The organism is Clostridioides sp. ES-S-0006-03, assembly GCF_020662275.1.
Taxonomy (GTDB): domain Bacteria; phylum Bacillota; class Clostridia; order Peptostreptococcales; family Peptostreptococcaceae; genus Clostridioides.
The window spans coordinates 23,227-48,425 of the sequence record NZ_JADGMM010000004.1; the positions used below are offsets into that span (position 1 = coordinate 23,227).

Genomic DNA, 25,199 nt, shown 5'->3' on the forward strand with positions numbered 1-25,199 from the left:
GAATGATGGAATTAATCAATAAAATAAAAATGAGTGTAAAAGATTTGGATTTATTTTATGGTGACAAACAAGCTCTAAATAAAATAAATATGGATATAAAAGAAAATAAAGTTACTGCCTTAATAGGTCCATCTGGATGTGGAAAATCTACTTTTATAAGAACATTAAATAGAATGAATGACCTAATAGAAAATGTAACAATTACAGGGACTATTTCCGTTGATGGAGAAGATATCTATACTTCAGATGATGTTATAAACCTTCGTACAAAAGTAGGAATGGTATTTCAAAAACCCAATCCATTTCCTATGAGTATATATGATAATGTTGCATATGGACCTCGTACGCATGGGTTAAGAGATAAAAAGCAACTAGACAAGATAGTAGAAGAAAGTTTGAAGGGAGCAGCTATTTGGGAGGAAGTTAAAGATAGGCTTAAATCATCTGCATTAGGATTATCTGGAGGACAACAACAACGTATATGTATAGCGAGAGCAATTGCTATGAGACCAGAAGTTATACTTATGGATGAACCTACATCTGCTTTAGACCCAATTTCAACATTAAAAGTAGAAGAACTTATAGAAGATTTGAAAAAGGACTATACAATAGTCATAGTTACACATAATATGCAACAAGCTGCTCGTATATCAGATGAAACAGCTTTTTTCCTAAATGGAGAGGTTATAGAATTTAGTGATACAAAAACTATGTTTACTACTCCTGTGGATAAAAGAACAGAAGACTATATAACAGGTAGATTCGGTTAAAATATATAACTATAAAGGAGTTAGACAATGGTCAATAATAGTTTAGATATAAGTATTGATACTTTAAAAGAGCAGACAGTACTTATGATGGAAAAATGTGAAGAGGCAATAGAAAAGTCTGTAACTTGTATGATAGAAAAAGATTTAGAAGGTGCAAGAAAAGTAGTGGATGATGATGAAGAAATAAATAAATTGAGAGAAGAAATAAGAGATAAAAGTATAGAATTAATAGTGCTAAAACAGCCAATGGCGAGAGACTTAAGATTTATTTATTCTTTGGGAAACATATCAATAGAATTAGAACGAATTGGAGATTATGCAGCGAATATAGCTAGAGAAATGTTGAAAATAGGTGGAGAAGCTTATATAAAAGAGTTGATAGATATACCTAAAATGGCAAAGGAATGTAAAAATATGATGTCTCAAACTAGAGAGGCTTTAATATCATTTGATGCAAGTATAGCTTATAATGTTGGAAGTAAAGATGACATTGTAGATGATTTATATGAGCAAGTACAAATTGATTGTTTAAAAATAATGCATGAAAATTCAAATACAATAGATCAAGGTGTAAAACTTTTACTTATAGGAAGATACCTTGAACGAATTGGAGACCATATAACAAATGTATGTGAAAAAATAATCTTTGCAATTGAAGGTAAAATGGTAGAGATAGGATAAAAAACTGCTTTATAGCAGTTTTTTTATTGTCTAAATTAAAAAGCAATTGTTAAAAAAATGCGATTAATGGGTAAATTTAAAAAATTGTGATATACTAGGAACATATTAAATATGAGGATGCGTATTTTATATAAGGTGCTTTTAGGAGGTGGAAATTTGAAACTTCAAAAGATGGGTATGAGGACTATAAAGACAGGAATTAGTGTAACTTTATGTATGCTTCTTGGTAATTATTTGGTTGAGAATATGTTTTATTCTCTAGTAGCATGTATAATTTCTGTTCAGGACACAGTAAAAGGTTCTTTAAAGACAGGAATCAATAGAGTAGAAGGTACTATTTTGGGTGGTATAATAGGATTTTTATTTGCTATCACCAAAGCAGGAGACCCATTTTTATGTGGTCTTGGTGTAATGTGTTCAATATATCTATGTAATCTGTTTAAAATAAAGTCAGTAGTTGTTGCCTGTGTCACTTTTCTAGCCATACATCTAGGTGTAGGAAACAATGACCCCGTATACTATTCTTTACACAGGGTATTAGATACATCTGTAGGAGTTTTATTTGGTGTACTCGTTAATTATTATGTTGCTAGACCAAACTACCTAAATAGTGTTATAGATGAGTTTAAAAAAATAGAAGAACTTTCAATGTTGCTTATTGAAGAAAAAATACTTAGAAAAGAAAATCTAGATGTAGAAAAATTTGAAGAAGAAGTAGAAAAATTGGAAGAAATATATTCAAAACTTATCGACGAGCTAGACTATAGTTTAAGTGAAACCAATATAGAAAAAATAGAAAATGCCTTAAGGATATGTAGAGAAATCCACTTTCACATGCAATCTATAGAGTTACTAGAAAATAAACTCTATTTAAAAGAGCATACATATAAATACCTTAAGAAAACATATGGTGTGGATGAACTGGATTGGAATGTAGATGAAGAAAAAAGTCCAGTGTTTAACTATCATTTAATGAAAATAATGCTTGAAATAGAATTATTGAAAAAATTAAATAAGTCATATCAATAATAGTCAATAAATAATAAATAAAAAATAGTATCTTTGTAAATATTAAACATATATAAGTTTAATTTACGGAGGTACTATTTTTTATGAATACTATAAATGATAATTCTAAAATATTAGAAAGATACAAAATGAAGCTTTTTGGAGAACTTGTAAAGGCAGTATGGAATGAGGATACAGAAGATATTGAAAACTTGCCTGAAAAAATTTTAAGTGAAGAGTTAAACGAAAATTTAGATAGTCATTTTGATAATCAATTTGACAAAGATACTATGGTGAATTTAATCAGGGTAACTATGGGATTGGATGTAACAGGAGATACAGATAAAAACCTAAAAGATGCATTGCACGAAGCTGTAAATTTGGATGAAGTAAAAAGACCAATAATATCTATAATATCAGATGCTTGTAAATATTGTGATGAAAATAATAAAGAAGATGAGTCATGCAATATAAGAAATAAGCATATTAATTGTAATGAGGAAGATACATGTAGTGCCTGTGGTGATTGTGTGTCAAGATGTAAATTAGGTGCGATATCAGATAAGATTGAATTCATACCAATGATAAAGCTATTAAAAGATATAAAGAGTCCCGTATATGCAATAGTCGCACCAGCTTTTGTAGGTCAATTTGGAAAAGATGTAAGTCCTGGTAAGTTAAGAACTGCATTAAAAAAGATAGGATTTGAAGATATGATAGAAGTTGCTTTAGCAGCAGATATGCTTACTGCAAAAGAAGCATATGACTATTATGAGCATATGAAAAAGGACGAAGAAGGATGCTTTATAACTAGTTGCTGTTGCCCTATTTGGGTTAGCTTAATACAAAATAGTTTTCCTCAAATATTAGATAAGGTATCACCATCTGTGTCACCTATGATTGCTTGTGGTAGAGCTGTAAAGATTTTAAATCCAGAGGCTAAAGTTGTATTTATAGGCCCTTGTATGGCAAAGAAGAAAGAAGCAATGTTGGAAGATATAAAGGATGCAGTTGATTTTGTACTTACGTTTAAAGAATTACAGGAAATATTTGATGCATTAGAACTAAATCCAGCAGTAATGGATGAAAGTAATAGAGTAGAAGCATCTCTTTCAGGTAGAGTTTATGCTAGAACAGGGGGTGTAAGTAAAGCAGTCAAATTATCAGTTAGAAGAATTGATAAAAACATAAAGTTTAAAGAAAAAGCATTTGAAGGAACAAAAGAATGTATGGATGGTCTGAAGAAAGTTTTAAATAAAGAGATAGAGGCTACTTTCATAGAAGGAATGGGTTGCGTAGGAGGTTGTGTGGGAGGTCCTAAGCGTATTTTAAGTGTAGAAGAAGGTACTAAGAATGTTGATGAATACAGTGAAAGTACAAATATGGAAACACCATTTGATAATTTAAATGTTCTACAATTTTTAACTTCTATGGGAATAAAGAGAGTAGAATCATTGGGAGAAAAAGAAGAAGAACAAGTAAAGAAAATATTTAGCAGAGACATAAAAAGTAATAAGAAGGACAATAAATATAAAAAATAATTTTTTTAGTTTGAGTTTATGTTTTTATAAAAAGGGAGATATGGGGGATGAAAATTAAAGATAATAAAACTGTTTTTCATGTAATTATACGTGTATTTCTTGTGGCTGTTTTAATTTTAACTGGGACATTATTAGAAGAAAAAATTAACAATGTTCCAGTTGAAAATCTCAATACAAAAGATAAAACTACATTAGAATTACTTTCTCAAAATAACACTTTAGGAGAAATTATATATAAAACATCTCAAGAAGAGAGGAAAGGACCAGGAGCTACATCTGAAAAAGTTGCATACATAACAATAGATGATGGACCATCAAAATATACAAATGCGTTGCTCGATATTTTAAAAGAAAATGATGTCAAAGCGACATTTTTCATGCTTAATCAAAATATGAAAAACCACAAAGAAGAGGTGAAGAGAGTCTTAGAAGAACAAAATTCGATAGGGTTTCATAGTGTAAGTCATGATATACATAAGTTGTATAAGAGTCCAGAAGTAACAGTTGGAGAATTTGACACATGTAATAAAACGCTACAGGATATAACTGGTCAAAGCTCAAAGTTAATAAGACTACCATATGGAAGTAAGCCATATATGCCAGAAGGTTCATACGATAAGCTTATGGCAAATAATTACCTAATTTGGGATTGGAATTTAGATACACAAGACTGGAAATCGTCCACAAGTCAAATAGTTAGTAATATTTTATATTATGGAAGAAAAAGAGATGAATTAGTAGTATTAATTCATGAAAAAGAACAAAGTGTAAATGCTTTAAATAATATGATAAGAATTTTAAAAGAGAGAGGATATACTATATTGCCAATTACAGAGAATGTTATGCCTAAAAACTTCTGGCAAGAAAACCTATAGTGAACTTTAAAAAATATAAAATAAAGCATTTATAAAATATAATACATAACTTAATTACATTTAAAATATTATAGTTAAAATGTCATATAGGAAAATAACATATAAAGTGAAACTAACATAAAATTGATAAAATAGTAGTAAAAATGTCAATAAAGTAATAGAATAATTATTGACTATGTAAAACAAAATAATTTAAAAAAATAGTATAGATTATAATAATTAGCATAGAATATAAAAAATGATAATTGGGAAAATTCAGAAAAAATAAAATAAAAATAATTGACAAAGAGAATAATATTTGTATATAATAATATATAATATTAAAGACTAAGAAGAAGAGGAGTAAGTAAATACTACTAAAAGAGAGGAAAATTCACTGGCTGTAAGATTTTCTAAGTATAAGGTTTGCTGAATGTAGCTTTGGAGTTTCTAAACTGAACTATTAGTAAGTTTAGACGGTTAGAATCGTTAAATTCTTTGAGAGTCAAAGTTATTAAGATTGTCATTAACTATTAATTTAATTATGTGTTGATGAATTTTTAATCTTTGGAATTAAGGTGGTAACGCGAGCTTTTCGTCCTTTTAAAAGAGGATGAAAGGCTCTTTTTTATTCCCAAAAATATTTAAAAAATTTATTTATAAAAATATAGGAGGCAATACAATGGAAAATACGAACTTATCAAAAACTTATAATCCTAAAGATTTTGAGGCTAGGCTATATAAAAAATGGATGGATGAAGGGTATTTTAAATCTAAACCAAACCCAGATAAAAAACCATTTACAATAATGATGCCACCTCCAAATATAACAGGTCAATTGCACATGGGACATGCTCTTGACCATACTCTTCAAGATATACTTATTAGATGGAAACGTATGGATGGATATGAAGCTTTTTGGCTTCCAGGAACTGACCATGCTTCTATAGCAACTGAAGTTAAAGTTGTTGAAAGAATAAAAAAAGAAGAAGGTAAGACTAAATACGAAATAGGAAGAGAAGAATTTTTGAAGAGAGCTTGGGCATGGAGAGACGAATTTGGAGGAAAAATAGTTAATCAGCTTAAACAATTAGGAGATTCTTGTGATTGGGATAAAGAAAGATTTACTATGGATGAAGGTTGCAATGAAGCAGTTATAGAGTTCTTTGTAAACCTATATGAAAAAGGACATATATATAGAGGGAATAGAATAATAAACTGGTGTCCAGACTGTAAAACTACTTTATCAGATGCAGAAGTTGAGCATGAAGAGCAGGATGGAAACTTTTATCATATAAAATATCCATTAAAAGATAGTGAAGACTTCTTGGAAATAGCTACTACTAGACCTGAAACAATGATAGGGGATACTGGTATAGCTGTAAATCCAGAAGATGATAGATACAAACACTTAATAGGAAAAACAGCAATACTTCCATTAGTAGGAAGAGAACTTCCAATAGTTGCAGATAGTTATGTAGATTTAGAGTTTGGAACTGGTGCTGTTAAGATGACTCCAGCTCATGACCCTAACGATTTTGAAGTAGGTTTAAGACATAATCTTGAGCAATTAAATACAATGAATGAAGATGGAACTATGAACGAAGTTTGTGGAAAATATGAAGGTATGGATAGATTTGAGTGTAGAAAAGCCATCATAGCAGACTTAAAAGAACAAGGATATCTAATCAAGATAAAAGAGCATAATCACAATGTAGGAACTTGTTATAGATGCCATACAGTAATTGAGCCTAGATTATCAGAGCAATGGTTTGTTAAGATGGAAGAACTTGCAAAACCAGCTATAGATATTCTTAAAAAAGGAGAATTAGAATTTGTTCCAGATAAATTTGATAAAACTTATTTACAATGGTTAGAAAATATAAGAGATTGGTGTATATCAAGACAATTATGGTGGGGTCATCAAATACCAGCTTACTATTGTCAAGAGTGTGGAGAAATAGTAGTTGCTAAAAAGATGCCAGATAAATGTCCTAAATGTGGAAGCACTCATTTTAAACAAGATGAAGACGCACTAGATACTTGGTTTAGTTCTGCATTATGGCCTTTCTCTACCCTAGGATGGCCAAATAAGACAGATGCATTAGATTATTATTATCCAACAAGTGTACTTGTTACAGGATACGATATAATATTCTTCTGGGTAGTTAGAATGGCATTTGCAGGTATGTTCTGTATGAATGAAAAGCCATTTGACCATGTACTAGTTCATGGCTTAGTAAGAGACTCTCAAGGTAGAAAAATGAGTAAATCTTTAGGAAATGGTATCGACCCATTAGAAATAATCGAGCAATATGGAGCTGATGCACTAAGATTTACATTAACAACTGGAAATTCCCCAGGAAATGATATGAGATTCTATATGGAAAGAGTAGAATTTGCTAGAAACTTTGCTAATAAATTGTGGAATGCATCAAGATTTGTATTTATGAATATTGATGAGGAGATAATTAAGAATATAAATAGAGAAAATGTAAAAGATAATTTAACTCTAGCTGACAAATGGATAATATCAAGAGCCAATAATATTGTAAAAGAAGCTACTAATAACATGGATAAATTTGATTTAGGGATAGCATTACAAAAGATATATGATTTTACTTGGTCAGAATACTGTGACTGGTATATTGAAATGGTTAAACCTAGATTATATGGAGATGATACAGATGCTAAGTCTGCTGCTTTATATACATTAACTTATGTACTTGAAAAAATATTAAAATTACTACATCCATATATGCCATTTATAACAGAGGAAATATACACTCATCTTCCTACTGTTGAAGGTTGTATAATAGTATCTGAATGGCCAAAATATAATGAAGAAGATAATATGGTTGATGAAGAAGAAATGATGAGTTTATTAATGGAAGGTATAAGAAGTATAAGAAATGTGAGAGCAGAAATGAATGTACCACCTTCTAAGAAGGCTAAATTAATAATAGTACCAAGTGAAGATAAGATAGAAACTATTGAACTTGGTAAGGATTATTTTATAACTTTAGCATCTGCTTCAACTGTTGAGATAGCAAAAGACAAATCAAATGTACCAGAAGATGCAGTTGGTGTAGTTATTGATGGTGTTGAAATATTCATACCTCTTAATGAATTAGTTGACTTTGAAAAAGAAATTGAAAGGCTATCTAAAGAAATGAAAAAGTTAGAGGGAGAGATAAAGAGAGTTAATGGAAAACTTGCAAATCAAGGATTCTTAGCAAAAGCTCCTGAAAGCTTAATAGAAGAAGAAAAAGCTAAAAAAGAAAAATTTGAAGAAATGATTAAATCTGTTGAGGAAAGATTAGCAAATTTAAAAACTAAAGTAAAATAAATGTGTGGGATAAAAACATACAAAGAGTACTAAATATGTATTCTTTGTATGTTTTTCTTTCTATGTAGATAAATATGATGTTATAATTTTTTAGAGATATGTGATATTTTTATCTTATTATGACTGTATTAATTTTATATTTTTGAACTTTATAATCAATAAAAAATTGATATATTATAATATTTAATATAGGATAATAAATACATGTTGCGTTTGTTTTCCTATATTTTTTATGTTGTATAGTTAAAAAAAAAGATAAATATGTCAAAAAATAAGTTTATATATCAAAAATAATTGTTATGAGTAATTTAATCGACAATTTAAATTTATATCAAAATTTAAATATAAAGCTAGTTAGATACAGTTTGTAAATTGAAATAAAGTAAACTAAATGATATTTTAGATTTGGAGGTGATATTATGTTTAGGGTAGTTATATGTGATGACGAGAAAATACAAAGAAGCATACTAAAAGAGTTTGCAGAAAAACTGTTGTCTGAAAGGTGTCTAAATTATCAAATATTGGAATTTTCCTGTGGAGAAGATTTACTCTCCAAATACCCAGAAAAAATTGACATTATATTTTTGGATATCCAAATGAAAGATATTAATGGAATCGAGGTGGCTAAAAAAATAAGAAAATTTGATGAAAAGGTAGAGATTATATTTACGACAGCTTTTTCAGAGTATGCCCCACAAGGTTATGAAGTTCGTGCTTATAGGTATTTAGTAAAACCTATAGAGTATAGTAATTTCGCAATGGGTGTAAATCTTTGTATTGACAACCTTCAAAGAAAGAAGGAGCGTTATATAGTTTTGTACAATAAAAAAGGATTTAACAGAATACTGATAGATTCTATTTTGTATGTTGAAACTGTAAAGAGAGATTTAGTTGTACATACATCAGGTAGAGATTATAAAGCTAATATGAGTATGAAACAAGCGGAAAAGTTATTGTGTGAAAATGGCTTTTTTAGATGTCATACAAGTTTCATTGTTAACTTGAGAAGAATAGAAGATATTGGAGACAATATGATTACTATTAATGAAAAATTTATACCTATTAGTAAGTACAGACTTAAAGATTTAAAAGCAACTTTAACAAGCTTGTTATGTGATATAATGTATTAATTTTGAAAAAGGTAAAGAAATATAGTAAAAAATATTTAATGTCATCACAAAGCTATTGATTCAAAGCTGTCTTAATGTAGAAGAAATTTTCTATATTAAGACAGTTTCTATTATGTAAAGTGGTAATTTAGTAGTTATCAATATTGTTTTATATGTAAGGTATCCCAATTATAATCTGCATTAATTTAATTTTTAAATATTAACCTCAATATAGTATATTTTATATTTTGTACTATATCATATGTTGTATATAGTATTATAATATAATTCCAAATAAAAATATGGATATTGCACCTACAGCTATTGATACTGCAATAGATTTAAATTTATAAGCTACTAATAGTACTATTATGCCTGAAATAATCTTAGGATTAGTAAATGAAAGGTATAGATTATCTCCATTAAAGAAAATATCTTTTGCTATTAGTGAACTAAGTATAGCAATAGGTATAAATTTCATGATATCTTTAATAGATTCAGGCATATCATTTTTTGAGAATATTATCATAGGTAAAATTCTTGGAATATAAGTAACAATTGCCATGCCTAAGATAACTATAATTATGTAGTTATTATTCATAGTTGCCTTCCTTTCTATGTGTTAATTTTTGAATATAAAAACCAAATAAAGCAGATAAAATAGATGCTATTATAATAACTAAACTATTCTTAAAGAAAGTATATAAAACTACTGATAATAATATAGAAAGTATAGAAACAAGTACATATATTTTATTTTTAATTTGATTAACTATTAGAGTAATGAACATAGCTGTCAGCAGAAAGCCAGCAACAGAATCGCTTATATGAACAATCTCTCCAAGAAATGCACCCACGAAGCAACTTACAGCCCATACTATTATACAAAGGTTATTTAAGTATAAAGCATGTGTATCAGTCCAATTTCCATAAGTATATTTTTCTAAGTTTATAGCAAATGTTTCATCTGTAACACCATGACAAAAATACATTAAAAATTTCATGTTCTTATTTTTTATGTGTATATGTAAGTTAGAGCTCATTAGGAAGTTGCGAAGATTCAATATAAATGTAGTTAAAATTATTGAAGTAATACTTCCGTTTGAAGCGAGCATAGAAGCAGCTACAAATTGTGAGCTACCAGCAAATACTATAAATGACATAAACAATATATAGAAGGCTGGTAGACCTGATTTTTGAAGCATAATACCACAAATAAGTCCTAAGGGAATATATCCTAGAAATATTGGGATTGATGCTAGAAAGCTTTCCTTTAAGATTTCTCTTTTTGACATGTCTTTTTTCAAATACAATCACCCCTTAAAAATAATGAATATTTATAAAATTCTATAAATAATTGTTTCATTTTATTATAGCTATTTTAGCTAGTTATATCAATGATTAAGATGGTAGCCTGTAAGTATCAAAAATTCACTTATAGTCTGTAGAACTTATGGTAATGATTTTATAAATAGTTTAATTCTATTAAAAGATTTCCTTTTATGCAATTTATTTATTGAAATATGATATAATGTATAGATATATGGTATTATTTAACATGCAAGAGAAATTTTATTTGATTGGATTTTTTAGATACTAACAAAATATAGTTTTTTAATATTACTTACGGATATTAATTTTTAGAATAGTGCTTAAATGGGTTGTACAACATATAAAGATAATTATTCCCCTAGATAAATAGAATTAAGATATATAACATTTAAATTACAAAATATGAAATATAATTAATTGTGAATAATAAATAATAAAATATACAAGGGGATTGTCTAATAAAAAAGACAGTCCCCTTTTTACAAATAATTCTAAAATGTGATATAAATCTAAAAATTTTATCGTAATATTTAACAATTTAATGACAATAATTGATATAATTAAGATGAATTAAGTATATAGTGTACTTATTTTACGTTTTTAGCAACAAATATAGCATTTAAAAGATAAATTGTGCCACATAAATTAAAGTTTAAGATGAACTATTAATGTAGATATATTAAAAACTTTTAGTAATGGAGAATATATGTGATATGAATAATAAAGTTAAGGTTGCAGTATTAGATACAGGAATAGATAAAGAACATGATTACTTAAAAGATAACTTAGTTGGAGGAATTGCTTTTGAATGTATGCATGACTATATCTTTATATCAGACAAATTTGATGATGAGGATGGTCATGGAACTGCTTGTGCATCAATAATAAAAAAGGAGTATGAAGATGTAGAACTATTTGTGATAAAAGTTTTAGGTAAAGATAGTATTGCAAATATAAAGGTTCTTGAAGAGGCATTAAAATACCTTTTGGATACTAATATAAGACTGATTAACTTAAGTTTATCAGTTATAGGTGTAGAAAGTGTTAAAGGTTTATTTGAAGTTTGCTATGAATTGTTTAGAAAAGGAAAGATAATAGTATGTTCCTTAGCCAATAACTTTGACTTGAGTTATCCAGCTATGTTTAACAATGTTATAGGTGTAAGGGCTTCTACTTTAGATATAGAGAATTCTTTTTGGTACAATAAAAAATATGATGTTCAATGTGTTATGGATAGTAATTCATATATAAGTTGTGATATAAATAATTCTTTCAGATTGCCACCAAAATGTAATAGTTATGTAGCTGCAAAATTTACTGGGAAAATAGCTAAAATATTGTCAGAAGAACCAAACATAACAGTATCTGCGTTAAATAAAAAACTTGAGTCTCTAGCAACCAAAAATTGTTGGAGTAGTCGTGATTTAGATAAGTATAGTAGGATTCCAGATTTTAAAGTGGATTTATATGATAAGGAAAATGCTCTGCTTATGGAAGTTGCGGATGTTATTAGAGAGTGTTTAAATACTGAAGCTGAGAATGAAAAATTATTTCAATGTAGTCTTTTTAATAAAGAGATAGGATTAGTTTATGATAATTGTTTTAATCTATTAGAAAAATTAGAGAAAAGATTTGATTTGAAATTTAATTATATGGATATATCAAAATATGACTTAGTTTCAATATATACATTAACTGAATTAGTAGAAAGATATAAAAATACAAAAGATAAATAAAAATTTATTAACTAAATTTAATGTAGAAGGTGTTAGATTATATGTATTCTTTGTTAGTAGATTAAAAGTTAAAAATATACTATAATTAGATAACATAAAATAAAATGCCAATACAGGGGGAATTAGATAATGAAATATGAAGAAGCATTAGAATATATATCACAAACCAATAAGTTTGGTATAAGATTAGGGTTAGATAATATTGGAAAATTATTAGAACTGTTGGGAAATCCACAAGAAACTTTAAATATAATACATGTAGCTGGAACTAATGGAAAAGGTTCAGTGTGTTCTTTTATTTCTAATATATTAAGAGAAAGTGGATATAAGGTCGGCTTATACACATCTCCATATCTAGAAACTTTTACTGAGCGTATAAGAGTAAATGGAGAGAATATACCACAAGAAGATGTTGCTAGAATAATTGGTTTAATAAAAGAAAAGATAGAAGTCATGGTAAGCCAAGGTTATGCATATCCAACTGAATTTGAAGTGGTTACTGCAATGGCATTTTATTACTATTCCGAGCAGAAAGTAGATTTTGTAGCTTTAGAAGTTGGATTAGGTGGAAGATATGATGCTACAAATATAATAACAAAATCACTTGTAAGTGTAATAACATCTATAAGTTTAGACCATACAGGAATACTTGGAGATACAATAGAAAAAATAGCATATGAAAAAGCTGGTATAATAAAGGAAAATGGAATAGTACTTGTATATGACCAGACTGATGAAGCAAAGGATGTTATAAAGTCAGTTTGCAAAGAAAAAAATGCAAAATACATAGAAGTTAATTTTGATGATATAAATATAAAAAAATCAAACATAAACTTTCAAATATATGACTGTAATATAATGGGAGAAACTTATAAGAATCTTGAAATAATGTTGATAGGTGAACATCAAATAAATAATTCTATATTGGCAATGAGTGTACTAAAATATCTAAAAGATATAAAAAAATTAGATAATATAAGTGAAGAATCTATAAGAAAAGGTCTTATAACTACTAAATGGCCAGGAAGAATAGAAAAGATAAAAGAAAGTCCAATATTTATAATAGATGGAGCACATAACGAAGATGGAGCAAAATCTTTAGCAAAAGCACTTGATAAACATTTTAAAGACAAAAAACTAACTTTATTAATAGGCATGTTGGAAGATAAAGATATTGATGGTGTCTTGGACATACTAATGCCTAAATTTAGCAAAGTAGTGACAACAACTCCTAATAATCCAAGAGCTATAAATTCAGATATATTAAAAGAAAAAATATTAAAATATGTAAGTGATGTAACATCAAAGCATGAAATAGAAGATGCAGTTAATTATACATTGGAAACATCAAACAAAGATGATATTATAATAAGTGCAGGTTCTTTATATATGATAGGCACAGTTAGAACTTTGGTAAAGAAATTATAATCTTATAAAATAAATACATAGATATAAATATATGGATATAAATAAAAGATATATAAAGAGGAGTTGGCTAAAATAATAGACAACTCCTTTTTTAATGAAATCAGTTTTTAGATTAGCGTATCACTATATATTAGTAATATCTATATAGATTGACGAATAGCTTTAGATAATTGGTCTGGGCAAGAAGTACCCTTACCTCCACAATCAATACCATTTAATTTATCAGCAATTTCAAGAGCATTTTGACCAATTATTAAACTCTTAAGCCCTAATAAATTTCCATTACATCCGCCTATAAACTCAGCATCAACAATCACATTATTTTCATCAACTTCAAAAAACATCTCTCTACAACAAACACCACTTGGGTTAAAAGTAACCTTCATAAAAAAGACCTCCATTAATTATTATTTCATTGTGTCAACATCAATAATAATACCAAATATATGTATAATAATGCAACTATAAAGCATAATACAAGCTAATAAAATAATATATTATTGTAGTATATGTATTGTAGAGAGGAGGGGTTATGTGAAAATCTATATTTCTAACTACCTATCAAAGAGCATTAGTATAGTTGATTATTCTACACTTGAACTAGAAAAAGAAATAGTATTAGAGGATAATATATATCCACATCATTTTTGCATAGAAAAGGAAAAAAATTTGATATACATACCTAGTTCGAGCAATGGAATACTATATGTTTTAGACTTAAGTAATGATAAAATAATTGATACTGTTTCTATAGGAGGAAGTCTTAGTCAAGTTATGCTTAGTGATAATGAGCTATTTGTAGCAAATGAAGATTCAAATAGCATATATGTGTTGGATAAAAATACATTAAATCCAATAGGAATCATTGGTGTTGATAATATGCCACATGGATTTGATTTTGACAGAGAGAGTAAAAAGTTATATGTACCATGTATAAATTCGATAGTATGTATAGACACAATAAATAAAAGTATACAAAAGAAAATCAATATGGACTTTAGAGCATGGCATATAGCACTTGATAAACAAAAGAAAGAAATGTATATATCAACACTTGATGGAAAGCTTGTAATAGTTGATGAAGTAAGTATGGATATAAAAAAGGTATTATATGAATTCTTATTGCCAGTAGAAATAAGGTTTAATTATAGTGGGAAAAAAGTTTATGTTGCTGACTTGGGTTATAATAATGTAAGAATTTTGGATTATACAACAAGTAAATATATTGGAAATATTGAAATAGATGGAATTCCTCAGGGATTAGAAATATCTAAAGATGAAAAGTTATTATTTGTATCAGATACTCAAGAAAACTCAGTTAAAGTATATGAAACTGCAAATAATAAATTAATAAAAGTAATCAAGGTAGGAAAAGAGCCTACAACTATAGTTTGTTTGTAGGCCTTAATGTATGTCTCTTATAAGTAAGTCGATAACTTCAGCATACATATAAGATGCATTGTTTTTCCAATTGTTACAAATAAGTTTTGCTTGTTTCTCTGATGAAACATTTAGATTTAAATCTATTAAGTTAGATTGATTTTCTATGACTCTAAGATTGACAATAAATTCATTATCACTTTGTTTTACGAAGCTAGATTTTACTTGAGTATCTGCTAGTAAATTTTCTTTATTAGAATCTATATACTTGTCTATTTTTTCAGTAACACTAGTAGGTATTCGATTAAAAAAGTATTCTAGACTTTCTACACCTCTTTGAGTAAGAGCATAATATTCTCTGTCAGAGTCTTTATATGTAGTCAAAAACTTAGATTCCATAAGCTGAGATAAAAGCTGTTGTAATGAAAAGTAATTCATCATTTCAGTCTCTAATACTACTTGAGTTATTTGAGAATTAGTTAAATCCATTTTAATTTTTTCCAATATATACAAAATTAAAAGTTTGTGATAAGCTAATTCTTCAGATGAGTTTTCAAACATAAATATCATCCTCCGTCAAACTATTTCTATATATAATATATTAAACTAATTTATACAAAATTAAAAGAATAATTTGTATAGTATCATTAATCTTTAACAAATTAGATAAAATTAATTTTATAAATGAAGACAAGAAAACAGGGCTACCAATCGGCAGCCCTGTTGATACCCAGGTGTCAAAATTTACTATCTATTTTCCAGCCATTTGTCTTTCAGCCATTTCAACTAATTTCTTAGTCATGTATCCACCAACATATCCATTTTCTCTAGCTGTTAAGTTACCTTTGTCTATGTTTTCATAGTTAGATAAACCTATTTCGTTAGCTATTTCTAATTTCATTTGATTTAAAGCTGCTTTTGCTTCTGGCACTACTGTTCTGTTTGAATTTGACATAGTAAATTTCCTCCTTAAATAATTAGTTTATGATGTCTAACAACACTTTTATTTATGTGATGTTAATACTAATTTCTCCAAAATAAAAATAATATATACAGAAAAATAAAGGTAAAAATGTAAAAAATATAAAAAAATTAAAAAAAGTAGTATTTTAAAGGATTTAATTGGCCTAATATAGAGTTTATTTTTTTATTTGTTGTCCTATAAATTAAATATTACAGTACTTTTTTGAGCTAAAAAAAAATAAATTTTAAATATAGAAGAATTTATTTAAAAGGGGGAACAGTATGAAAAGAGAAGTTAAGAGAACTAAAGCTTTAATATATAGTGTTTTATTTTTTTCATTATTATTGGTACTAATATTTGCTCTTGTTTATGGAATAAAATATGTGTGCGCTAAATCTGATAACTCAAAAATGCCTATATATAGAGTTGATACAAATGAGAAAAAGATAGCTCTGAGTTTTGATGTTGCTTGGGGAACTGATAACATGGATGATATTCTTAAAATTTTGGATAAACATAACATAAAAGCTACTTTTTTTCTAGTTGGTAGTTGGGTGGATGATAACAAAGAAATTGTTAAAGCTATAGATGAAAAAGGACATGAGATTGGAAATCATTCAAATACACATGCTAATTTAAAAGAGATATCAAAAGAGGATATAAAAGAAGAAATAGAAACTACATCGGAAAAAATATTTAGCATAACAGGTAAAAAGACTAATCTATTTAGACCACCTTTTGGAGACGTAAACAATAAAGCTATGGACATTTGTGGGGATTTAGGTTATAAAGTAATTAAGTGGGATGTAGATTCGATAGATTGGAAAGAGCTTGGCCCAAATCATGTAATTGAAAAAGTAATAAAAGAATCTCAGCCTGGTTCAATAGTTTTATTTCATGCTAATATAAATGATGTAGATAACTATTTGGACACCATAATAAATAGACTTAAAAAAGATGGATATAGCTTAGTAAAAATATCTGATTTATTATATAAAGACAATTACATAGTTGATTCTAATGGAGTACAAAAACTAAAAAATTAATAATTAATAAATGTATATTTTTAGCAGTGTTGTGGAAAATTATATAGTATATGTTAGAAAAGTGTCGATAAAAAGACGGTGTCTGTTTTTTGACACTTTTTTATGTATGTATGTAATATCAATAATTATAGATTAAATCAGTAAAAAAAACGTCTAATAATTGACTTTTTTTTATTGGGTTTAAATGATTAAATTGAATTATAAACGCTGTAAGATAGTATTTTCAAAGGGTATAACTTTGTTTAAAAGTTGGCATAGAAATTGCTTTGATAATAAGCGATATGTTCTATAGAAATAAACAATATGTTAAAGTCTTGTAATAGAAAAACAAGATTAATATTATTTGAACAGCTTATAAAAAAAATTAATATATTTAAGGGGGCGTACTAGTTGAACAAACTATATTCTATTTTATTAAAACAACACGTTGGTGGTCCAGATAAGCCAGTAGTAAGTGTTGGAGATGTAGTAAAAAAAGGAACTCTAATCGCAGAACCAGCTGGATTAGGAGCAAATATTTATGCCAGTGTTAGTGGAAAAATAAGTGAAATAAATGACCAAGCTATAGTAATTGAAGCTGATGAAGCACAAGATGATACTTTTGAACCATTAAAAGGAGAAAGTATACTTGACTTAATTAAAGAAGCTGGAGTTGTAGGAATGGGTGGAGCAGGATTCCCTACTCATATAAAATTAAACATAGATTTAAAAGGTGGAACAATATTAGCAAATGCAGCTGAATGTGAACCTTTACTAGCTCATAACATAAAAGAAATAGAAGAAAATCCAGAAATAGTTTACAAAGGTATAAAATATGCTATGGAAGTTACTAATGCTGGAAAAGGTATGCTAGCAATAAAAAGCAAACATCCAGAAGCAATAGCAGCATTCAAAAAAGTAATAAAACCAGGAGACAATATAGAAGTTGCTGAACTAGTTGATATGTACCCAATGGGAGAAGAGAGAGCTATAGTAAGAGATGTTCTAGGAAAATTACTTGAGCCAACTCAATTACCTTCAGAAGCTAATGCAGTAGTAATAAACGTAGAAACATTAACTAGAATAGTAGAAGCTGTTGAGCAAAAAAGACCAGTTATATCTAAAAATATAACTGTAGTTGGTCAATTAAACAGTGGAAAAGAATCTATAGTATTTGAAGATGTGCCAATCGGAACTACTGTTGGAGAATTAATTGAAAGAGCTGGTGGAATAAAAGGTGAATATGGTGAAATAATCCTAGGAGGACCTTTCACAGGAAAAGCTACTACTTTAGATACTCCAATAACTAAAACTAGTGGTGGTATAATAGTTACTATGCCATTTGTTAATGAAAAAAGAAAAATGGGTCTTTTAGTCTGTGCATGTGGACCTAACGAAGAAAGAATGAGAGACATAGCAGCTAAAATGGGCGTTACTGATATAGTATCAGTTCAAAAATGTAAACAAGCTCAAGAAATAAAAGGTGCATTAAAATGTGAAAATCCAGGACACTGTCCAGGACAAGCTCAAAAATGTATAGAATTTAAAAAAGCTGGAGCAGAAGTTATATTAATAGGTAACTGTACTGACTGTAGTAATACAGTAATGGGTTCTGCACCAAAATTAAAATTAGGTGTATATCATATAACTGACCATGTAATGAGAACAGTTAATCACCCATTAATAAGAAGAATAAAAGGTGACGTAAGATTAAAAATAAAATAATTAATTAATGTAAAATCATATATTAATTAATGTAAAATCATATAATAAAAACATCTTTAGAAGTGAGTCTTAAAAATTACTTCTGAGGATGTTTTTTTATGTAATATATAAGTTAAATTTATAAAATATATAAATGAAATGGAAAAAATAGACAAAAATTAATCTATATTGTATAATAATGACAATAGCTATTAAAATTATATCAGACAAAAATAGTAAAGCTCAAGTATGTGATTTGTGTTGACATATATAAATTAAATTTAGTTAACTATCCAATAGAGTAAAAGTTTTTGTGTTATTTAAAGATACTCCATGGTATCTTTTTTAGTATAGAAACGAATTTTTGTCTTATATTAGAAAAATTATTTTGAAATATTAGTTTGTATTTTAATACATTCATAAAAAGTGCACTTAAAGAGTTAAAGCATTGAACAAAATATTACAAAAATAAAAATTACAAAAACCTATTTATAGAAACTTTGAAGTATATCTTAAATTTGGGCACTTAAGGGATATATGGAGTTAGTAGTGCAACCTGCTATAAATATAAATAGGAGTAACTTTTAATTATCAAAAATATATAAACAGATATAATAAAGTACATAAATCATAGTAAATATAAATAAATATAAAATATATTTTTGAAATAGCTCCCTACATTCATAAAGAGTGTAGAGTGGCAGAACATCTGCCCAAAACTCCTTTAATTGCTGGAAGTTCCTAAAGCTAACTAAACCACAACATAATCATGAAATAAGGATAGATGTGATAGAGTGTCTATTTGATAGATACTTGATGGTTACGAAAGTAGAAAAAATTAGTTAGATAGCATAAGGTTAAATCCTAAGTGCCTTAAAAATGGATAATCAGCAGGTAAGCTTCGAAAAGAAGAAACTTCAACGACTAGAGAGAAATCTCGTACCTACAAGTGTGGGGAAATGGGGAGTACCTAATTATTAGGTAATGATATAGTCTGTGCTTAATAGAAATATTAAGAAGTTCATTAGAGAACTGGTTAGGATTAACGACCCTAATTGAACACGCTAAAGATGTATTGTGGAATCAAATCTATACAAGAATATAATATTTTGAATTATATTAGATAGATACAATATATATTTTTAGTATCAGGAGAATTTTGAAAGTAAAAATTAAAAAATCAAGCATAATTAGTTTAGCCATCGCTTTTAGTATGGTATTTGCTACATTTACGCCAATAGTATCTTACGCTGCTGAAATGAAGGGCAAAGATGTAGTTCTTGATGGTGAGAAGCCATCAGAGGGACAAACTCCAGAGGGAGAACAACCATCAGAGGGGCAAACTCCAGAAGGAGAGCAACCATCAGAGGGGCAAACTCCAGAAGGAGAACAACCATCAGGGGGACAAACTCCAGAAGGAGAACAACCATCAGGGGGACAAACTCCAGAAGGAGAGCAACCATCAGAAGGACAAACTCCAGAAGGGGAACAACCATCAGAGGGACAAACTCCAGAAGGGGAACAACCATCAGAGGGACAAACTCCAGAGGGAGAGCAACCATCAGAGGGGCAAACTCCAGAGGGAGAACAACCATCGGATGAACAAACTCCAGAAGAAGAACTAGTAGTAGAAGAAATGAACTTAAAGCAAAATATTGAGAAAATTCTTGATATGACTTTATCTCAGATAACTAAAATTGTATATAATTTCTGGGAAGATGAAGAATCTGTAAAAACAGATGAACAATCAGAAATTAGACAAGTACTTACTTCAAAAGATCAAAATTTACATCTATGGTATGATAAAAAAGCAAAAGTAAAAAATACATGTTTACTAAAAGAAGATGGTTCAAATAGACCTTATTATGATATAAGATTTGATGATATTACAAAGACGTTAACTTTTGATTATATAGTAGAGGGTCTTATAGGCGCAAGTACTAAAGATAACAAATATATAATAGATGGAGAAGATGGCGAACAAACTGCATTTTGTTATAATAATAATCTAAAAGCTCCAACCAGTGATGGTAAGAGTCCATATTTACCAGCAGAAGATTTTAATGGTCAAGAAAATAAAAATGAAGATGCAATTAAATCTATAATCTATGCAGGTTCTGAATTTGATGGATTTGGATATAAACAACAGTTCAATTTAGGTGGAGAAGAAAATGAAGGTGCAGTTTATTCAGCAACTCAAAGTGCAATATGGATTATGCTTGGACAAGTGGATGAACAAGCAAAACTTAAACAATATCAAGGAAGTATAAACTTTTATGATATACTTATAGAAAGTGCAAAGACTGAAGAAGAAAAAGCTGAATATCAAAAAGGTAAAGAACAAGCAATAAATATAAAAGCTTATTTAGAAGCATTGTTAGATGCAGGTCATAAACAACTAAAACCAGATGATACAGGAAAACCTAGCCTAAGCAATGGTTCAACTGATATTAAATTTGATAAAAATGAAGATGGAACTTATGAAACAGAAGCTATAGCTTTAGTGGGTTATAGTGGTGTAGTTAAGTTAAGATTGCCAAATGGAGTAACTGCCTATGACGAAGAGGGCAATATAATAGGTACAGGTGAAGTAGAAGTTTCAACACAACATAAATTTAAACTTAAAAGTGTTGAAAAGCCAGATTCAAAGGCTAATATCTCTGCAGTATCTTATGATTATATTTTCCCTAAAGCTATTCAATATTATAAGTCAGTTTTTGATTTTGGAGAGAAAGACCATTCATCTTTATTACCAGCTAGTAAGCAAAATTTATTGAGTTATACAATAGAACAAAAGAATGGTGAAGAAGTTAACTTTAATATAGGTTTACCAACAGATGGAGGTTCAGATGTAAATCCACCAGTGCCACCAACAGATGATACTGTAAATCCACCAGTACCACCATCAGGAGGAGGAGACTCAAATGGACATAAGCCATCACCACCAACAGATGACACAGTGATAAATCCACCAGTGCCACCAGCAGATGATACTGTGATAAACCCACCAGTACCACCAACAGATGATACTGTGATAAACCCACCAGTGCCACCAACAGATGATACTGTGGTAAATCCACCAGTACCACCATCAGGTGATACTGTGGTAGATACATCAGTACCACCAACAGATGATACTGTAATAAATCCACCAGTACCACCAACAGATGATACTGTGGTAAAATCACCAAAAACAGGTGACGAAACTCAAATAATGTCATATGTATTTATTGGCATAATTGCAATTTGTGGATTAGGGTATCATTGTAAAAGAGCAAAAAATTAATCTAGATTATTACTTATTAAGTTTAAAAATACATTGTCTCAAATTGATTTAAAAATCGTTTTGAGACATTTTTTTTGCGTAAGTATAACTTATTTTAAAGTGTACACTAACTGTTTTATGAATAGAAAAATGGTTTGAAGGTGAAAATAGTATTGAAAAAGTAATGTACTAAGTATATAATTCATTTGATTTTATTTGTATGAATTATAAGTCAATTTTAGTGATTATACAAATTTAGATATTAATCTCTTAAGAAATTTTAATATTAATTATTCAATAAATTATTATTATAATATGCTAGAATAAATATATATAAATAAGTTTTGATGAGGTACTACTATAAAGGGGGGACTTTATGTTTTCGATACCAGAAGTAAAAAAAGTAGAAGAAGTAATGGATACAAAATTTACAACTATAGACGAAGACACAAAAATAGAAAGTGCAATAAAAGAAATGATAAGAAGTAATACAAAAACTCTAATGGTAATAGATTCATCTAGTGAATTAAAAGGAATTATATCTATGACTGATATACATAATCTTTATGAGATGCATAAAAAATATGAAGGCCAACCAGTAAAACTTATAATGAAAAAAGATGTTATATATGTCAGTGAAGGCTTAACCTTAGATGAGTGTAGAGATATAATGATATTAAAAAATATAGGTATTCTTCCTGTGCTTAGAGATAATAAAATCATTGGTGTCTTGAAACAAGAGCATATTAGAGATTATTTATACATGCATTTAGAAGATTATGGATTAACTTTAAAATACATTATAGGTCAGATTAAAGAAGGAATTTGTGCTATAAATAATGAAGGTGTTGTAATTTTATGGAATAATTTTATGGAAGAAAGGTATGATATAAAGTCTGAAGACATAGTGGGTCGACCGATGAACGAGTTTTTGGAAAATACTATTTCAGAAAAAGTACTAAATAGTAAAGTCGGTATGAGTGATTTATATTTTACTGACAAAAAAGAAAACATGTATGCATTAGTTCATGCAAATCCTATATTTTATAAAGAAGAATTCATTGGTGTTGTATGTACTGAAGTAGACGTTACAGAAGCTAAGATATTAGCTCTTGAACTTGAAAAAGTAAATGATACATTAAAATATTTAAAAGATGAAGTAAAAAATTTATCTAAAGGTAGCTTTGACAAGATTTTAGGTAAAAGTTATAAATTGGAAAAATCGAAAGCGATTGCAAAACAAGTAGCTAGAACCAACAGTAGTATATTCATTTGGGGCGAAAGTGGTACAGGTAAAGAAGTATTTGCTAGAGCTATTCACGATTATAGTGAGAGAAAAGGTCAATTTATACCTGTTAACTGTAGTGCTATACCAAATGAATTATTTGAGAGCGAATTTTTTGGTTATGAATCAGGTGCATTCACTGGAGCAAGTAAAAAAGGTAGAATAGGTATATTTGAACTTGCGAAGGATGGAACAGTATTTTTGGATGAAATCGCAGATTTACCTCTTAGTATGCAAGCTAAATTGCTTAGAGTATTGCAAGAAAAAGAAATAAGACGAGTTGGTGGAGATACTACAATAAAAATAAATCCTAGAATAATATCAGCTACTAATAAAGATTTAGAAAAAATGGTAAAAGCAGAAAAATTTAGAGAAGATTTATATTATAGATTAAATGTTGTAGAAATAAAAATACCACCTCTTAGAGAGAGAAAAGAAGATATAGGATTATTAGTGCATAGTTTCTTGGAAGAAATATGCAAACAAAACAATAAGCCTGTTCTTACAATAAGTAAAGATGTAATTGATATATTTCAAAATTATAGATGGAAAGGGAATATAAGGGAATTAAAAAACACAATTGAAAATATTGTTGTCCTATCCCAAAATCCTAGAATAGAAGTAGATGATGTACCAAGCTATATGATGGATTCTAGAAATAACAATACAGAGGAAGAAGAATATCCTCTAGATTTGACGAAAGCTACTCAAAAGATTGAAGTAAAAAATATAACAAAGGCACTTAAAATGTCTAATGGAAATAAAGCTAAAGCTGCTAAAATATTAAACATACCAAGAACTACGTTATATTATAAGATAGATCAGTATAAAATAGATGTGTCTAAAATATGACACATGACTAAATTTTGACAAAATAATAATCTTTAATTTGAAACCAAGCAAAATCAATGTTTGGAGTAGTATGATATATGTGACTGTGTTAAAAAAAATAAAAAAGTGTTGATTAATTGACACTTTTTTTGTTTTGAGAAAATGTTTCCAAACATAAAAAACAGGGTGTTGTAAATAAATAGTTATATAATATTTGGCTAAAAATAGCGATAGAGGAAGGTTGTATTATAGAAAATATCTTTTTGTTAATAAGTTGGCATAGGAATTGCTTATATATAAAGTGACTTCAAATGAGAAAAAAATAGTATTAATTATGACGATTTATGTAAGTTGAAAAGTTTTAACACTTAGGGCTGTTAGTAGGGAACAGTAAATATGTTAATTATTAAGAGTGTTAGGGCATCAATATAAATTAAAAATCAAATGAAGGAGGCATTTTATTATGTCAATAACTTTAGAAACAGCTCAAGCCCATGCAAATGATCCAGCAGTATGCTGCTGTAGATTTGAAGAAGGAACAATAATAGCACCAGAAAACTTAGAAGACCCAGCAATATTTGGAGATTTAGAAGATTCAGGATTATTAGTTATTCCAGAAAATCATTTAACAGTTGGTCAAGTATTAGGAGCTAAATTAACAAAAACTTTAGATGCATTATCTCCAATGACTACAGATAATGTAGAAGGATATAAAGTAGCAAAAACAGATGCTGAAGAATCTGCTAAAGAAGTAGAAGCTCCAGTAGCTCAAGGTGCTACAGTTCAAGCTACAACAGGTCAAGTAATAAAAATACACATAAAAGAAGGTAAAGATATAAACTTAGAAATACCTTTGAAAATAGCTGCTCAAATGGGAGTAGTACCACAAAAATAATAGTTGAAATATAACTATTAAAGCCGGTTTTAATTTACTTGA

19 protein-coding genes, 1 pseudogene, 1 riboswitch and 1 other annotated feature are annotated in these 25,199 nt (G+C 28.4%); of the genes and pseudogenes, 15 read left to right on the top strand and 5 right to left on the bottom strand.

Annotation, left to right across the window (positions count from 1 at the left end; all coding sequences use genetic code 11):
* Window positions 1-5 precede the first annotated feature (5 nt).
* The 7 genes from pstB (at window position 6) to rgaR (ending at window position 9,333) form a co-directional block, all read left to right on the top strand.
* A complete protein-coding gene (pstB, locus tag IR151_RS06365) occupies window positions 6-770 on the top strand; it encodes a phosphate ABC transporter ATP-binding protein PstB (protein ID WP_227433690.1) in 765 nt (254 codons plus the stop codon).
* Window positions 771-797: 27 nt separating this feature from the next.
* Window positions 798-1,451 (top strand): phosphate signaling complex protein PhoU, encoded by a 654-nt coding sequence (phoU, locus tag IR151_RS06370; protein WP_227433691.1) that lies wholly within the window; start codon window positions 798-800, stop codon window positions 1,449-1,451.
* A gap of 156 nt (window positions 1,452-1,607) precedes the next feature.
* Complete coding sequence (locus IR151_RS06375) at window positions 1,608-2,480, top strand: FUSC family protein (protein ID WP_227433692.1); 873 nt, start codon at window positions 1,608-1,610, stop codon at window positions 2,478-2,480.
* An 83-nt stretch (window positions 2,481-2,563) separates the two neighbouring features.
* Window positions 2,564-4,000: a [Fe-Fe] hydrogenase large subunit C-terminal domain-containing protein gene (locus IR151_RS06380; RefSeq protein ID WP_227433693.1), complete on the top strand. Its 1,437-nt coding sequence runs from the start codon at window positions 2,564-2,566 to the stop codon at window positions 3,998-4,000.
* A 47-nt stretch (window positions 4,001-4,047) separates the two neighbouring features.
* Window positions 4,048-4,875, top strand: coding sequence for a polysaccharide deacetylase family protein (locus IR151_RS06385; protein WP_227433694.1), 828 nt, complete (start codon window positions 4,048-4,050; stop codon window positions 4,873-4,875).
* Window positions 4,876-5,195: 320 nt separating this feature from the next.
* Window positions 5,196-5,460, top strand: a binding site (T-box leader).
* A gap of 76 nt (window positions 5,461-5,536) precedes the next feature.
* Window positions 5,537-8,203 carry a valine--tRNA ligase gene (locus IR151_RS06390; protein WP_227433695.1) on the top strand — a complete coding sequence of 889 codons (2,667 nt, stop codon included), beginning with the start codon at window positions 5,537-5,539 and terminating at the stop codon, window positions 8,201-8,203.
* 419 nt (window positions 8,204-8,622) lie between these two features.
* Window positions 8,623-9,333 (top strand): two-component system response regulator RgaR, encoded by a 711-nt coding sequence (gene rgaR, locus IR151_RS06395; RefSeq protein WP_227433696.1) that lies wholly within the window; start codon window positions 8,623-8,625, stop codon window positions 9,331-9,333.
* Between the two features lie 256 nt (window positions 9,334-9,589).
* Here rgaR and IR151_RS06400 read toward each other — a convergent pair whose 3' ends face one another.
* Both IR151_RS06400 and IR151_RS06405 read right to left on the bottom strand, forming a co-directional pair.
* A complete protein-coding gene (locus IR151_RS06400) occupies window positions 9,590-9,913 on the bottom strand; it encodes an AzlD domain-containing protein (protein ID WP_227433697.1) in 324 nt (107 codons plus the stop codon).
* Window positions 9,906-10,619, bottom strand: coding sequence for an AzlC family ABC transporter permease (locus IR151_RS06405; RefSeq protein WP_227433698.1), 714 nt, complete (start codon window positions 10,617-10,619; stop codon window positions 9,906-9,908). The genes IR151_RS06400 and IR151_RS06405 overlap by 8 nt, the downstream gene beginning before the upstream one ends.
* A gap of 738 nt (window positions 10,620-11,357) precedes the next feature.
* On the opposite strand from IR151_RS06405, the gene IR151_RS06410 reads away from it, so the two are divergent.
* Window positions 11,358-12,380 (top strand): S8 family peptidase, encoded by a 1,023-nt coding sequence (locus tag IR151_RS06410; protein ID WP_227433699.1) that lies wholly within the window; start codon window positions 11,358-11,360, stop codon window positions 12,378-12,380.
* A gap of 129 nt (window positions 12,381-12,509) precedes the next feature.
* Window positions 12,510-13,808, top strand: coding sequence for a bifunctional folylpolyglutamate synthase/dihydrofolate synthase (locus IR151_RS06415; RefSeq protein WP_227433700.1), 1,299 nt, complete (start codon window positions 12,510-12,512; stop codon window positions 13,806-13,808).
* Window positions 13,809-13,948: 140 nt separating this feature from the next.
* Here IR151_RS06415 and IR151_RS06420 read toward each other — a convergent pair whose 3' ends face one another.
* Window positions 13,949-14,194, bottom strand: a complete 246-nt coding sequence (locus tag IR151_RS06420) for a TIGR03905 family TSCPD domain-containing protein (RefSeq protein ID WP_227433701.1) — start codon at window positions 14,192-14,194, stop codon at window positions 13,949-13,951.
* A 148-nt stretch (window positions 14,195-14,342) separates the two neighbouring features.
* Between IR151_RS06420 and IR151_RS06425 the strand changes: the two genes are divergently transcribed.
* Window positions 14,343-15,209 carry a YncE family protein gene (locus tag IR151_RS06425; protein WP_227433702.1) on the top strand — a complete coding sequence of 289 codons (867 nt, stop codon included), beginning with the start codon at window positions 14,343-14,345 and terminating at the stop codon, window positions 15,207-15,209.
* Window positions 15,210-15,212: 3 nt separating this feature from the next.
* Here IR151_RS06425 and IR151_RS06430 read toward each other — a convergent pair whose 3' ends face one another.
* Window positions 15,213-15,749 carry a DUF4364 family protein gene (locus IR151_RS06430; protein WP_009891708.1) on the bottom strand — a complete coding sequence of 179 codons (537 nt, stop codon included), beginning with the start codon at window positions 15,747-15,749 and terminating at the stop codon, window positions 15,213-15,215.
* A gap of 190 nt (window positions 15,750-15,939) precedes the next feature.
* The gene (locus tag IR151_RS06435) at window positions 15,940-16,143 is read right to left on the bottom strand and encodes an alpha/beta-type small acid-soluble spore protein (RefSeq protein ID WP_003422115.1); all 204 of its coding nucleotides are present in this window, start codon (window positions 16,141-16,143) and stop codon (window positions 15,940-15,942) included.
* Window positions 16,144-16,433: 290 nt separating this feature from the next.
* On the opposite strand from IR151_RS06435, the gene IR151_RS06440 reads away from it, so the two are divergent.
* From IR151_RS06440 to IR151_RS06460, 5 genes and pseudogenes are all read left to right on the top strand, one after another.
* Complete coding sequence (locus IR151_RS06440) at window positions 16,434-17,198, top strand: polysaccharide deacetylase family protein (protein WP_227433703.1); 765 nt, start codon at window positions 16,434-16,436, stop codon at window positions 17,196-17,198.
* A 390-nt stretch (window positions 17,199-17,588) separates the two neighbouring features.
* Complete coding sequence (prdC, locus tag IR151_RS06445) at window positions 17,589-18,902, top strand: proline reductase-associated electron transfer protein PrdC (RefSeq protein ID WP_227433704.1); 1,314 nt, start codon at window positions 17,589-17,591, stop codon at window positions 18,900-18,902.
* Between the two features lie 463 nt (window positions 18,903-19,365).
* A riboswitch (cyclic di-GMP riboswitch) is annotated at window positions 19,366-19,451 on the top strand.
* Window positions 19,452-20,040: 589 nt separating this feature from the next.
* Window positions 20,041-22,167, top strand: a complete 2,127-nt coding sequence (locus tag IR151_RS06450) for a Cys-Gln thioester bond-forming surface protein (RefSeq protein ID WP_227433705.1) — start codon at window positions 20,041-20,043, stop codon at window positions 22,165-22,167.
* Window positions 22,168-22,522: 355 nt separating this feature from the next.
* Window positions 22,523-24,283, top strand: a complete 1,761-nt coding sequence (gene prdR, locus IR151_RS06455) for a sigma-54 dependent transcriptional regulator PrdR (RefSeq protein ID WP_227433706.1) — start codon at window positions 22,523-22,525, stop codon at window positions 24,281-24,283.
* Between the two features lie 442 nt (window positions 24,284-24,725).
* Window positions 24,726-25,142, top strand: a pseudogene (locus IR151_RS06460) (D-proline reductase (dithiol) proprotein PrdA); the annotation flags it as partial.
* Window positions 25,143-25,199: the final 57 nt, after the last annotated feature.